This window comes from Xanthobacter sp. DMC47, assembly GCF_056313845.1.
Genome location: NZ_JBQUZM010000001.1, coordinates 1,099,277 through 1,113,033, shown reverse-complemented (window position 1 = coordinate 1,113,033; position 13,757 = coordinate 1,099,277). Strand labels below are relative to the sequence as shown.

Here is a 13,757-nt window from a genome sequence, read left to right as displayed (position 1 = left end):
GGGGGAAACCATGTCCGACGTGATCGCCATCGACGATTATCTGGCCCAGGGCGGGGTGCTCTCCTCGCCCGACAACGTGCCGCCGCGCTATCGCGGCGAGCTGTTGCGGCTGATGTCCTCCTTCGTGGACAGCCAGCTCGCGGGCTCGGCGGGCTTTGCCGCCTCCATCAATTTCGCACCCGGCATCAAGGCGCGGATCGCGGCGAGCCGCATCACGCTGGAGAAGGCGGATCATGCCGAGCGCGTGCTCGGCCTCATGGGCGCCTTCGGCACCGACGCCGATCGCTACGAGGCGCAGCACGACTGGGCGGCGCGGATCGACCGCGAGGCCGACCTCGGCACCGCGCGGCACGGCGCCGACATGCGCCTTTCCGTCTTCCACTATCCCATCGCGGGATGGACCGACGCGGTGGCGATGAACGTGCTCATGGGCCTCGCCACCGGCGTGCAGCTCGCCGAGCTGTCGCGGGTGTCCTACGCGCCGCTCGCCGAAGTGTTCCGCGAGATCGCCCCGCGCGAGGCGCGCCATGCGGAGCTGGGGCTCGAAGGGCTGGAGCGCATTGCCGCGACCGAGGTGGGGCGGATCGGGGCGCGGGCGAGCCTTGCCTACTGGCGTCCCCGGGTGGCCGCCACATTCGGCGTCGCCGGTTCCGCCCGCTACGACACGCTGCGCCGCCTCGGCCTGCGCCACACGCCCAACGAGGTGCTGCTTGCGCAATGGGAGCGGATCGCCGCCGACCGCCTCGCGCCGCTCGGCCTCGACTGAGATCAGCCGCAGAAAAGAAAAAGGCCCGGCATCGTGCCGGGCCTTTTTTGTTGGGCAGGGGAGGGCGGTTCGCCCTCCGCGTCATTCCTTGGGCCGGCGATCCACGATGCGCTTGGCCTTGCCGGTGGCGGTGCGCTCGATGCCGCCCGGCTCGTGCAGGGAGATGCGCGTGGTGATGCCGATGGTGTCCTTGATGCGCTTCAGGATGCGCTTGCCGGTGGCGTCCACGTCCACCTCGCCATAGACCTCCTCGCGAATCTCGGCATGCACGGTCATCTCGTCCATGCGCCCGTCGCGGGTCAGCTCGATCTGGTAGTGGCCGGAGCAGGCCTCCACCGCCAGCAGGATTTCCTCGATCTGGGTCGGGAAGACGTTGACGCCGCGCAGGATGATCATGTCGTCCGAGCGGCCCGTCACCTTCTCCATGCGCCGCATGCCCGGCCGCGCCGTGCCCGGCAGCAGGCGGGTGAGGTCGCGGGTGCGGTAGCGGATGATGGGGAAGGCTTCCTTGGTCAGCGAGGTGAAAACGAGTTCACCCTTCGAGCCGTCGGGCAGCACTTCGCCGGTGATCGGGTCGATCACCTCTGGGTAGAAATGATCCTCCCAGATGTGCAGGCCGTCCTTGGTCTCCACGCATTCCTGCGCCACGCCGGGGCCGATGACTTCGGAGAGGCCGTAGATGTCGGTGGCGTCGAGGTTGAAATCGCGCTCGATCTCCTGGCGCATGGCATTGGTCCACGGCTCGGCGCCGAAGATGCCGTATTTGAGCGAGGTCTCGCGCGGGTCGAGCCCGGCCTTGGCGAAGCCGTCCATGAGGGCGAGCATGTAGCTCGGCGTCACCATGATGGCGTCGGGCTTGAAATCGTGGATGAGCTGGACCTGGCGCTCGGTCATGCCGCCGGACATGGGGACCACGGTGCAGCCGAGCCGCTCGACGCCGTAATGGGCACCGAGGCCGCCGGTGAACAGGCCGTAGCCATAGGCCACATGCACCATCATGCCCGGCCGCACGCCAGCGGCGCGGATGGAACGGGCCATCACGTCGGCCCACATGTCGATATCGGCCTTGGTATAGCCCACCACGATGGGCTTGCCGGTGGTGCCGGACGAGCCGTGGACGCGGATCAGCTTCTCCTTCGGCACCGCGAACAGGCCGAAGGGGTAATTGTCGCGCAAATCCGTCTTCACCGTGAAGGGGAACTTGGCGAGGTCCGAGAGGTCGCGCAGGTCGGAGGGATGCACGCCGGCCTTGTCGAAGGCCTGCCGGTAGAACGGCACGTTCTCGTAAGCGTGGCGCAGCGACCAAGCGAGGCGCTCGCGCTGCAGCGACATGATCTCGTCGCGCGAGGCGCGTTCGGCGGCATCGAGGCCACCCTCGATGGAACGGCCCGGGGACAGTGCCGACAGAGCCATGGTGGTCGTCTCCTCCAAATGGATCTTCTGCGAGATCAGGATTTGCTGCTTGCGGGGGCGTCCACGCCCCCGGCGTCCGTCTGCGTGATGCGCCCGCCGATGGTGCGGGAGTGGCCGCGGAACTGGGCGATCACCACATCGTCCTGCGAAACCTCGACATCGTAAATGCCGGAGCGGCCGCCGCGGCTCACCTCGCGCGCCCGCGCCACGAGGCGCTTGCCGCGGGTGCCGGGCCGCAGATACGTCACCGAGCAGTGCTGGGCGACGGTGCGCTCGTCATAGGTGTTGCAGGCGAAAGCGAAGGCGCTGTCGGCCAAGGCGAAGATGAAGCCCCCGTGGCCCATGCCGAAGCCATTGCACATGCGTTCGGTGAGCGTCATGGCGAGGGTGGCGGTGCCCGGGCCCACGCTGACGATCTCCATGCCCAGCCCCTGGCTCGCATTGTCGGTCGCCCACATGGCGTCGGCGGAGCGGCGAGCGATCTCTTCCGGAGAGAGCGGCGCCAAGGTTTCGGCGGCGGCGGTCACGAGCGGCGTCCCGTGAAGTTCGGGGTGCGCTTCTCCATGAAGGCCTTCACGCCCTCGCGGTAATCCGGCGTGCGGCCGGCCTCGCGCTGCAGGTCGCGCTCAAGATCGAGCTGGTCGTTGAGGCTGTTGCCGCCGGAGGCGTTGAGCGCCGCCTTGGTGAGGGCGAGGCCCTGCGTCGGCTGGGTGGCGAGCCGGGCGGTGAGCGCGCGAGCCTCGTCCATGAGCGCGGCGTCGTCGATCACCTTCCAGATGAGGCCCCATTCGGCCGCGGTCTCGGCGGAGAGCGGCTCGGCGAGCAGCATCAGCGCCCGCGCCCGCGCATCGCCGATGAGGCGCGGCAGGAAATAGGTGCCGCCCGAATCGGGTACGAGGCCGATCTTCGAAAACGCCTGGATGAATTTGGCGGAGCGCGCCGCCAGAACGATATCGCATGCGAAGGCGATGTTGGCACCTGCCCCGGCGGCCACGCCATTCACCGCGCAGACCACCGGCTTGCGCAGCCCGCGGATGCGGCGGATGAGCGGATTGTAGAAGGCCTCGATGGTGGCGCCGAGGTCCAGGGGACCTTCCGCGTTGGCACGGTCGGAGAGATCCTGCCCGGCGCAGAAGCCCCGGCCGGCGCCGGTGAGCAGCACCGCGCGGCAATCGTCCTCGGCGGCGGCATCGAGCGCATCCGCGAGCGCGCCATGCAGCGCTTCGTTGAAGGAATTGAGGCGGTCGGGTCGGTTGAGCGTCAGCTCCGTCCAGCCGCCATGGTCCGTGACGGTGAGCACGGCTTCGTTCACATGCGCCTCCACTTGGTCCTCCCACTTGCGGGCTCTTGCGGAGCCTCTTGAATTAACCGGACGATCGGTTAATCATTAGCGCAAGGGATGGGCTTGTCAACATCATCGCATAGCGTCCCGGCATAGGGAGAGGACCATGGCTGACCTGTTCGCGGCCCACGCCGCGCTGCTCGAATCCGCCGTTGCCGCAGCGCGCGGGCGGGGCTTCTGGGCGGCCTTCCCGGAAAATCCCAAGGCCTATCCCGAAGGCGGTGCGGCCGAGGCCAAGGCGGCGTTCGCGGCCCTGAAGAACCAGCCGTTCGAGCCCGCCGCGGGCGACGACGCGCCGCTGATCGGCGCCGAGGTCTCGCCCTTCGGGCCCGCCCTCGGCATCACCTATCGCGCCCGCGCCGTGGATGACCTGATCGCCCGCGCGGAGAAGGCCGGCGCCACCTGGGCCGCGGCCTCCATCGCGCAGCGCACGGGCATCGCTCTGGAAATTCTCGTGCGCCTGAACAAGGCCAGCTTCCTCATCGCGGAAGCGGTGGAGCACACCACCGGGCAGGCCGGCCCCATGGCTTTCCAGGCCGGCGGCCCGCACGCGCAGGATCGCGGACTGGAGGCGGTCGCCTATGCCTATGAGGAGATGTCCCGCGTGCCCGGCGCGGTGCTGTGGGAGAAGCCCATGGGCCGCTCCGCCATCCGCCTCGACAAGGATTTCCACGTGGTGCCGCGCGGCATCGGCCTCGTCATCGGCTGCGCCACCTTCCCCACCTGGAACAGCTATCCCGCGCTCTTCGCCGATCTCGTCACCGGCAATGCGGTGATCGTGAAGCCGCACCCCGCGGCCATCCTGCCGCTCGCCCTCACCGTGCGCATCGCCCGCGAGGTGCTGGCAGAGGAGGGCTTCGACCCGGACGTGATCCAGCTCGCCCCCGACACGGCAGAGGCACCTATCGCCAAGGAACTGGCGACCCATCCCGCCGTGGGCATCGTGGATTTCACCGGCTCCTCCCAGTTCGGCGGCTGGCTGCGGGAGAACGTGAAGGACAAGCTGGTGTTCACCGAGGAAGCGGGCGTGAACACCATCGTCGTCGCGTCCACTTCCGCGTTCGGCCCCATGTGCCAGAACATTGCCTTCTCGCTCTCGCTCTACAGCGGCCAGATGTGCACGGCACCGCAGGTCATCTTCGTGCCCAAGGCCGGCATCGAGACCGAGGCGGGGCACAGGAGCTTCAACGAGGTGGCGGGCGGCATCGCCTCCGCCATCGATGCGCTTCTGTCCGAGCCCGCCCGCGCCGCTGCGGTTCTGGGCGCCATCCAGAATCCGGCGACGCTGGCCCGCATCGAGGAGGCCCGCGCCCTCGGCCGCATCGTGCGCGACAGCGCGGCCTTGCAGGTGGAGGGCGCACGCACGGCGACGCCGCTGCTGCTGGCGGTGGATGCCGCCGATGAGGCGGCGTATCTCGAAGAGCGGTTCGGCCCCATCGCCTTTGTCGTGGCGGTGGCCGATGCGGCCGATGGGGTGGCCCGCGCCGCACGCGCGGCGCGCGAAAAGGGCGCCATCACCGCCGCCCTCTATTCCACCGATGACGCAGAGATCGCCCGCGCCGTGCCGGCCTATGCCCGCGCCGGCGTGCCGCTCTCGGTGAATCTCACGGGCGGCATCTATGTGAACCAGAGCGCGGCCTTCAGCGACTACCACGTCTCTGGCGCGAACCCCGCCGGCAATGCCTGCCTCACCGATGCGGCCTTTGTAGCCGGGCGCTTCCGCGTCGTGTGCGTACGCCGTCCGGCCGCCGCCTGAGCCTATTTTTCGGAGATCATCATGGCTGACGCCTTCATCTGCGATTTCGCGCGCACCCCCATCGGCCGTTATGCCGGCGCCCTCAAGGACGTGCGGGCGGACGACCTCGCCGCCCATCCCATTCGCGTGCTGAAGGAGCGCAATCCCGGCGTGGACTGGGAGGCGGTGGACGATGTGATCCTCGGCTGTGCCAACCAGGCCGGCGAGGACAATCGCGACGTCGCCCGCATGGCCGCGCTGCTGGCCGGCCTGCCGGTGAGCGCGCCGGGCACCACCGTGAACCGCCTGTGCGGCTCGGGCCTCGACGCGGTGGGCATCGGCGCTCGCGCGATCATGACCGGGGACGCGGACCTCATCATCGCCGGTGGCGTGGAGAGCATGACCCGCGCCCCCTTCGTGCAGGGCAAGGCCACGGAGGCCTTCTCGCGGCAGGCGGAAATCTACGATACCACCATCGGCTGGCGCTTCATCAATCCGCTGATGAAGGCCCAATACGGCGTCGATTCCATGCCGGAGACCGGCGAGAACGTCGCCGCCGACTTCGGCATCTCGCGGGCCGATCAGGACCTGTTCGCGTACCGCTCCCAGCAGCGGGCGAAGGCGGCGCAGGAGGCGGGCTTCTTCGCCCGTGAGATCGCCCCCATCGAGGTGAAGGGCAAGAAGACCTCGGTGCTGGTGGATCGTGACGAGCACCCGCGCGGCGACACCACGCTGGAGCAGTTGGCGGCGCTGAAGACGCCCTTCCGCAAGGAGGGCGGCTCGGTGACGGCGGGCAATGCCTCGGGCGTCAATGACGGCGCCGGTGCCCTCATCCTCGCCTCGGAAGCGGCGGCGAAAAAGTATGGCCTCACGCCCCGCGCCCGCGTGGTCAGCGTGGTGCAGGCCGGCGTGCCGCCGCGCATCATGGGCATCGGGCCGGCGCCGGCGACGCAGAAGCTGCTGGCGAAGAATGGCCTGTCCCTTTCCGACATCGACCTCATCGAACTCAATGAAGCCTTCGCCTCGCAGGCGCTGGCGGTGCTGCGACAGCTCGGCCTCAAGGACGATGCGGAGCACGTGAACCCGCATGGCGGCGCCATCGCGCTTGGCCATCCCCTCGGCATGTCCGGCGCGCGCCTCGCCATGACGGCGGCGAGCGCGCTGGAACTGCGTGGCGGCAAGCGCGCGATTGCCACCATGTGCATCGGCGTCGGCCAGGGCATCGCCGCCCTCATCGAGCGGGTCTGAGCGGTGGGTGCGCAGGCTTCTCCCATGACGATCACCCGCCACGGCGCTGTTGCGGTGGTTCACATCGACCATGCGCCGGTGAACGCGCTGTCCCGCGGCGTGCGTCAGGGGCTGCTGGATGCGGTGCGGGGGCTGGAGGCGGATGCGTCGGTGTCGGCGCTCGTGCTGAGCGGCGGGGCGGGACGGTTCATCGCCGGGGCGGACCTCAAGGAGATGGCGCTGCCGCCGGACGAGCCCTTCCTGCCCGAGGTGGTGGGCGCGATCGATGCCTGCAGCAAGCCCGTGGTTGCGGCGCTGGATGGCGCGGCGCTGGGTGGCGGCTGCGAGATCGCGCTGGCGTGCGATCTGAGGCTCGGGTCGGCGAAGGCGCTGGTGGGCCTCACCGAGACCCGGCTCGGCATCATCCCCGGCGCGGGCGGCACCCAGAGGCTGGTGCGGCTGGTCGGGGTCGCGCAGGCCATTGGCCTCGTCTGCGAGGGCCGGGTGCTGAAGGCCGGCGAGGCGCTGGCCCTGGGCCTCATCGATCAGGTGGTGGAGGGCGACCTCCTCACTGAGGCCATCGCCCGCGCGCCGACGGTGGCGAAGCGCCGGCTCTCGGGGATGCCGGTCCCGGCTGGCGATCCGGCGGAGGAGGAAGCCGCGGCTTCCAAGGCCCTGAAGGGCGCGAAGGGCGTGCCGGCCATCGCCGAGGCGATCCGCGTCATCAAGGCATCACGGGAGGCCGATTTCACGTCTGGACTTGCTTTGGAGCGCGCGGCCTTCCTCGCCCTGCGCGAGAGCGCGGAAGCGAAAGCCCTGCGCCACCTCTTCCTCGCCGAGCGCGAGGCGGTGAAGGTGCCGGGGCTGGAGGGGGCGAGAGCGCGGTCGGTCGCCTCCACCGCCGTCATCGGCGCCGGCACCATGGGCGCGGGCATCGCTGTCGCACTGCTGGATGCGGGATATCCGGTGATCCTGGTGGAGCGCGATGATGCCGCCGCTGCGGCTGGCGTGGCGCGCATCGACGTGCTCTATGCCCGCCAGGTGAAGAGCAGCCGGATCACCGAGGCACAGAAGGCCGAGCGCCTCGCCCGCCTTACCCCCGCCTCCGACTACGCCGCGCTGGCACCGGCCGACCTGATCGTCGAAGCCGCGTTCGAGGACATGGCCGTGAAGACCGACATCTTCCGCCGCCTCGACCAAGTCGCGAAGCCAGGCGCGGTGCTGGCCACCAACACCTCCTATCTCGACCTCGACGCCATCGCCGCCGCGACCTCCCGGCCGCAGGACGTGGTGGGCCTGCATTTCTTCGCCCCGGCCAACATCATGAAGCTGCTGGAGGTGGTCAAAGCCACCCACACGGCGCCGGATGTGCTGGCGACCGCCCTCGCCTTGGCGAAGCGGATGGGCAAGCAGCCCGTCGTGGCGGGCAATTGCGATGGCTTCATCGGCAACCGCATCTATGCGGTCTACCGCCGCCATGCGGAATATCTGGTGGAGGATGGCGCCACGCCCGAACAGGTGGATGCGGCGCTGGAGGCGTTCGGCTTCGCCATGGGCATCTTCGCGGTGTCGGACATGTCGGGCCTCGACATCGCCTATGCCATGCGCAAGCGCCGGGCGGCGACGCGGGACCCGAACGAGCGCTACGTGTCCATCGCCGATGCTCTGGTGGAGGCGGGGCGGCTCGGTCGCAAGACCAGTGGCGGCTGGTACGCCTACGACGCGGCGGGCAACCGCACCACCGATCCGGCCGTCACGCAGATCATCGAGCAGGCCCGCGCCGCCAAGGGCATCCAGCCGAAATCCTTCACCCAAGAGCAGATTCAACTCCGGCTTCTGGCGGTGATGGCCAACGAAGGCGCGAAGGAACTCGCCGAGGGCATCGCGCTGCGGCCCTCCGACATCGACCTCGCCTTCGTCAACGGCTACGGCTTCCCGCGCCTCAAAGGCGGCCCCATGCACGCCGCCGACGCCCTTGGCCTTCCCACCATCCGCGCCGAAGTCGGAGCCGCCCACGCCACCGGCGGCGCCGGCTCCGACCCCGCTCCGCTCCTCATCCGGCTCGCGGCCGAGGGCAAGACATTCGCAGACTGGCAGAAGGCCGGCGCTCCCAAGGGAGGGACCCAATGACCAACATTCTCGCTAGCTACACCCTCGACCGCTGGTTCACGCCTGAGGCGGGACTGGTGGACATTCCGAGCGCCATCGACGGGCGCGTGGTGGCGCGGGCTTCCACCCGCGGGCTCGATTTCGCGGCCATGGTGCGCCATGCCCGCGAGGTGGGCGGGCCCGCGCTTCGGCGCCTCACCTTCCATCAGCGCGCCGACATGCTGAAGGCGCTCGGCGCCCATCTCACCGCCCACAAGGAGGCCCTCTACGCGCTCGCGGCCGACACTGGCGCCACCAAGAGGGACAATTTCTTCGACATCGACGGCGGCATCGGCACCCTCTACGCCTACGCCTCGCGCGGGCGGCGGGAACTGCCGGGCGAGCGCTTCGTGGTGGAAGGCGCGCCGGAGGCCCTGTCGAAGAACGGCACCTTCATCGGCCTTCATGTGCTGACCCCGCTCCACGGCGTCGCGGTGCATGTGAACGCCTTCAACTTCCCCTGCTGGGGCATGCTGGAGAAACTGGCTCCGGCGATCCTCGCGGGCATGCCGGTCATCACCAAGCCGGCCACCGCCACGGCCTATGTGGCCGAGGCGGTGGTGAAGCTGATCGTCGAGGCGAACATCCTGCCGGCGGGGGCGCTGCAGTTCGTCGCCGGATCGGCGGGCGACCTGCTCGATCATCTCACCGGACAGGACGTGCTCTCCTTCACCGGCTCGGCCGCGACGTCGCAGGCCCTGCGCGACCATCCGGCGGTCTCGCGCAACGCGGTGCGCTTCATCGCCGAGCGGGATTCGCTCAATGCCGCCGTGCTCGGGCCGGACGCGGTGGAGGGCATGCCCGAGTTCGACCTCTTCATCGCTGAGGTGGTGCGCGAGATGACGGTGAAGGCGGGCCAGAAGTGCACCGCCATCCGCCGCATCATCGTGCCGAAGGCGCAGGAAAACGCGGTGATCGCGGCACTCTCCGCCCGTCTCGCCGCCATCGCCGTGGGCGACCCGCGCCGCGACGACGTGCGCATGGGCCCGCTCGCCAGCCGCGCCCAGCGCACCGCCACGCAGCAGGCGGTGAAGGAGATCGCGGCCGAGGCGGAGATCGTGTTCGGCGATCCCGAGACTGTCGCGCCGGTGGGCGCGGATGCCGCCACCGGCGCCTTCATGGCACCGGTGCTGCTGCGCTGCCCCGAACCGCTCAAGGCCACGGCGCCCCATGCGGTGGAAGCGTTTGGCCCCGTCGCAACCGTGATGGGCTATAACACGCTCTCCGATGCGCTCGCGCTGGTGGCCAAGGGCGAGGGCAGCCTTGTCGCGTCGGTCTACACTTATGATCCGGCGGTGGCGGAGGAACTGGTGTTCGGCATCGCTGCCCATCATGGCCGCCTCGTGCTGATCGACCGGGACTGCGCCAAGGAATCCACCGGCCACGGTTCGCCGCTCCCCGGTCTCGTCCATGGTGGTCCGGGCCGGGCCGGCGGCGGCGAGGAGATGGGCGGCCTGCGCGGCGTGTTCCATTACATGCAGCGCACCGCCATCGAGGGTTCGCCCGCCCGCCTCTCTGCCCTGACGCGCACCTGGCTTTCCGGCGCGCCCGCGCCGGTCAGGCCGGAGCATCCCTTCAAGCGCAAGTTCGATGCGCTCAGCGTGGGCGACACGGTGGAGACGGCCTCCCGCACCATCACGCTGGAGGACATCGAGCACTTCGCCCATTTCACCGGCGATACGTTCTATGCCCACATGGATGAGGAGGCGGCGAAGGCGAACCCCTTCTTCCCCGGCCGTGTGGCGCACGGCTACCTCATCCTGTCGTTCGCGGCCGGCCTGTTCGTCGATCCGGCGCCGGGGCCGCTGCTCGCCAATTACGGGCTCGATTCGCTGCGCTTCCTGAAGCCCGTCTCGCCGGGGGATGCCATCCGCGTGCGGCTGACGGTCAAGAACAAGCAGCCCGCCCGCAAGCCGGAATACGGCGAGGTGCGCTGGGATGCGGAAGTGTTCAACCAGGATGGCGACACCGTGGCCCGCTACGAGCTGCTGACCATGAGCAGCCGTATCTGATTTAGGGCGGCGCTACCCTTTGGCGCCGCCCGACCAAGCGAAATCTGCGGCAAGTTTGCAACAGTGTTGGCGGACCGTGCGTCCCCGCTGCCTTCCGCTAGGTCGGCAGCCCATTCCGCCGTTACACATTCCCGTGAGGAATGGTACTCCTGTGGCGGGAGCGGCATATGGCTGGACGCAGGGGCATCAACGCATTCGCACGACACGTGGCCGAAAGGGCCGCGGGCCGGGTCGCGGCGCGTGTTGCCGGCTGGGCTGTCGCCTATGTGCTCGTCCTGCAGGCACTGCTCACCGGCTTCGCCCTCGGGTCGATGCCCATCGGCATGGACCCGGAGCTGTGCATCAGCGCGGCCGCCTCCGGCGCGAATTCAGATGGCGGACATGACGGCGCCCCGGCGCAGCATCGCCATTGCCAGGCCTGCCTTGCACGGGCGGATCTTCCCGCCCTTCCACCGCCGCCTCCGGTGCCACACGCCGCGCCGCTCACCGGCGCGCTCCGGCTTGATTTCGGCGCGCCGTCCAAGCCGCTTCCCGCCCATGTCCTGAGCGCCTTCCGGGCGCGCGCGCCGCCCGCGGCGGGCTGAAGTCGTCCGGTCTCGCCGCTGACGCGGTGTGGGCCGGGCGCGCTGTCCCACGGCCCGTCGCGTACTCCGCCTAATATCGGGGACGTCTCATTCGGTCAGCCCCCACGGCGGGCCGAATGACGTGCGCCGGCGCGGCCAATGCCTGCCGAACCAAGACCCGTCCGCTCTGCCGCGCCTCATCCCGCCGGCCTGCGAGCGCGAGGACACGCAAATGCCATCCCCCATTCTTTCCGCCGGGACCCTGTCCCGGCTGCGCGGCACTTTCGCGCGCAGCACCGCCCTGTTCGCGCCGTCCGCGCTCGCGCTGGTCCTGATGCCTGCGTTCATTGCGCCCGCCATGGCGCAGACCGGCCCGCAGCCGTCCACCGAACTCCCGCCCGTGACCGTGCGGGCCACCGCACCGGCGGCGACGGCCTCGGGTGCCGGCGCCGATTCCAGCAACTTCTCCCCGGCGGACATCGCGCTCATCTCCGGCAGCGAGGCGCAGGCCGCGACGCTGTGGACCAGCGATTCGGGCTCGCTGCTCAGCCGCATCCCCGGGGGCGCGGCCTGGGGCGCGGGCGGGGTCTCCAGCCTGCCGGCGGTGAACGGCATGGGGGCGGACCGGGTCCAGGTCGCGGTCAATGGCATGCTGTTCGGCATCGCCTGCCCGAACCAGATGAATCCGCCTTTTTCCTTCGTCAATCCGGCGATGATCGCCAACGTGAAGGTCTATACCGCCACCGCACCGGTGAGCGTCGGCGGCGACTACACGGGCGCGCGGGTGAACGTGACGGTGGCGCCCCCGAAGTTCACCGAGGGCGAGCAACTCACCGTCTCGGGCAGCGTCTCCGGCTACTATCGGAGCAACAACAACAGCTACGGCGTCGACGCCACGGCCACCGTGTCCAATTCCGACACCAGCGTGACCTATACCGGCGGCTGGGCCAAGGCGAGCGACTATGTGGCGGGCGACGGCACCACCATCAAGTCCACCATGTATGAGACGCAGAACCACGCGCTGACCATCTCGAAGAAGGTCGCCGACCAGCTGTTCACGGTGGGCATCGGCGGCCAGTTCATTCCCTACGAGGGCTATCCCAACCAGTATATGGACCTCGTGGAGAACAAGAGCCTCAATGCCTTCGGCCGCTATCTCGGCGAGTTCGACTGGGGCCAGCTGGAAGGCAATGTCTTCGCCAACCAGATCCGCCACACCATGGGCTTCATCGCGCCGGACAAGACCGGCGACATGCCTATGGACACCAAGGCGACCGACATCGGCTATTCGCTGAAGGGCACGCTGGCGCTCTCCGCCCGCGATACGCTGCGGATCGGCAACGAGCTTTACTACAACAATCTCGATGACTGGTGGCCGCCTGTGGCGGGCTCCATGATGATGGGACCGGACACCTTCCAGAGCATCAACAACGGCCAGAAGCTGCGCGCCGGCATCTATGGCGAGTGGGAGCGGCGCATCGACGACCGCTGGACCGCCGTGCTGGGCGTGCGCAACGACGTGGTGTGGATGAACACCGGCGACGTCCATGGCTACAACGACATGATGTACGGCCTCGATGCCGCGCTCTTCAACGCCCAGAGCCACGCCCGCACCGACTTCAACGTCGATGCCTCGGCCATCCTGCGCTACGACGCAAACGCCGCCAGCACCTACGAGTTCGGCCTCGCCCGGAAGACCCGCTCGCCGAATTTCTACGAGCGCTATGCCTGGTCCACCAACGCCATGGCCATGGACATGATCGGCTGGTTCGGCGACGGCAACGGCTACGTGGGCAATCTGGACCTCAAGCCGGAGGCGGCCCACACCGCGAGCTTCACTGCCACCTGGCACGATCCGGTGCGCAACGCCTGGGAGCTGCGCGTCTCGCCGTACTACAGCTATGTGGTGAACTACATCGACGCCGACCGCTGCCTGCTGGCGGGCTGCCTCGCCAGCCAGCCCAACAATGCCTACGTCACCAACAATTTCGTCTTCCTGCAGTTCGCCAACCACGACGCGTGGCTCTATGGCGTGAACATCGACGGCAAGATGGAGCTGTGGAACGACCTCGCCTGGGGGCAGGGCGTGTTCCGCGGCAACCTGAACTTCGTGCAGGGCCAGCGCACCGACGGCGTGAACCTTTACCACATGATGCCGCTGAACGGTGTCATCGCGGTGGACCACAAGCTCGGCAGCTGGACCAACAGCCTCGAGCTGCAGATGGTGGCGGCCAAGGTGCTGGTGAGCCAGGTGCGGAACGAGCTGGAGACCTCGGCCTACGCGCTGCTCAACTTCCGCACCAGCTACGAGTGGCAGCAGTTCCGCTTCGACTTCGGGGTCGAGAACATCCTGGACACCAACTACAACCTGCCCCTCGGCGGCGCGAACCTCGTGAACTACCAGGTCTCGTCGATGATGGGGACGTCTGCGGCATGGGGCTTCCCGGTCGCCGGCATGGGCCGCTCGTTCAACACGCGCGTGACCTACACGTTCTGAGAAAACGGGGGCGCCGCGTGGTGGCGTCCCCGACCCCTCCCACCCCCGGGCCTT

At 68.9% G+C, this 13,757-nt stretch carries 10 protein-coding genes; 7 read left to right on the top strand and 3 right to left on the bottom strand.

Annotated elements, in window-relative coordinates:
* Positions 1-10: 10 nt before the first annotated feature.
* On the top strand, positions 11-766 hold the full coding sequence (locus ACT54R_RS05170; protein ID WP_476324250.1) for a Phenylacetic acid catabolic protein: 756 nt from the start codon (positions 11-13) through the stop codon (positions 764-766).
* 81 nt (positions 767-847) lie between these two features.
* Here the strand turns inward: ACT54R_RS05170 and paaK are convergent, their stop codons facing one another.
* The 3 genes from paaK to paaG all read right to left on the bottom strand — a co-directional run bounded on the left by paaK (position 848) and on the right by paaG (position 3,491).
* Positions 848-2,179: a phenylacetate--CoA ligase PaaK gene (paaK, locus tag ACT54R_RS05165; protein WP_476324248.1), complete on the bottom strand. Its 1,332-nt coding sequence runs from the start codon at positions 2,177-2,179 to the stop codon at positions 848-850.
* A 35-nt stretch (positions 2,180-2,214) separates the two neighbouring features.
* Positions 2,215-2,637: a hydroxyphenylacetyl-CoA thioesterase PaaI gene (gene paaI, locus ACT54R_RS05160; RefSeq protein WP_476326393.1), complete on the bottom strand. Its 423-nt coding sequence runs from the start codon at positions 2,635-2,637 to the stop codon at positions 2,215-2,217.
* A gap of 65 nt (positions 2,638-2,702) precedes the next feature.
* Entirely contained in the window at positions 2,703-3,491 is a 789-nt protein-coding gene (gene paaG / locus ACT54R_RS05155) for a 2-(1,2-epoxy-1,2-dihydrophenyl)acetyl-CoA isomerase PaaG (protein ID WP_476324246.1), read from the bottom strand.
* A 136-nt stretch (positions 3,492-3,627) separates the two neighbouring features.
* Between paaG and paaN the strand changes: the two genes are divergently transcribed.
* The 6 genes from paaN (at position 3,628) to ACT54R_RS05125 (ending at position 13,703) form a co-directional block, all read left to right on the top strand.
* Complete coding sequence (paaN, locus tag ACT54R_RS05150) at positions 3,628-5,277, top strand: phenylacetic acid degradation protein PaaN (protein WP_476324244.1); 1,650 nt, start codon at positions 3,628-3,630, stop codon at positions 5,275-5,277.
* Between the two features lie 21 nt (positions 5,278-5,298).
* Positions 5,299-6,504, top strand: a complete 1,206-nt coding sequence (pcaF, locus tag ACT54R_RS05145) for a 3-oxoadipyl-CoA thiolase (protein WP_476324242.1) — start codon at positions 5,299-5,301, stop codon at positions 6,502-6,504.
* Positions 6,505-6,528: 24 nt separating this feature from the next.
* Positions 6,529-8,613, top strand: coding sequence for a 3-hydroxyacyl-CoA dehydrogenase NAD-binding domain-containing protein (locus tag ACT54R_RS05140; RefSeq protein WP_476324240.1), 2,085 nt, complete (start codon positions 6,529-6,531; stop codon positions 8,611-8,613).
* Positions 8,610-10,643, top strand: coding sequence for a phenylacetic acid degradation bifunctional protein PaaZ (gene paaZ / locus ACT54R_RS05135; RefSeq protein WP_476324238.1), 2,034 nt, complete (start codon positions 8,610-8,612; stop codon positions 10,641-10,643). The genes ACT54R_RS05140 and paaZ overlap by 4 nt, the downstream gene beginning before the upstream one ends.
* A gap of 167 nt (positions 10,644-10,810) precedes the next feature.
* Complete coding sequence (locus ACT54R_RS05130) at positions 10,811-11,227, top strand: hypothetical protein (RefSeq protein ID WP_476324236.1); 417 nt, start codon at positions 10,811-10,813, stop codon at positions 11,225-11,227.
* Positions 11,228-11,438: 211 nt separating this feature from the next.
* Positions 11,439-13,703 carry a TonB-dependent receptor gene (locus tag ACT54R_RS05125; protein WP_476324234.1) on the top strand — a complete coding sequence of 755 codons (2,265 nt, stop codon included), beginning with the start codon at positions 11,439-11,441 and terminating at the stop codon, positions 13,701-13,703.
* Positions 13,704-13,757: the final 54 nt, after the last annotated feature.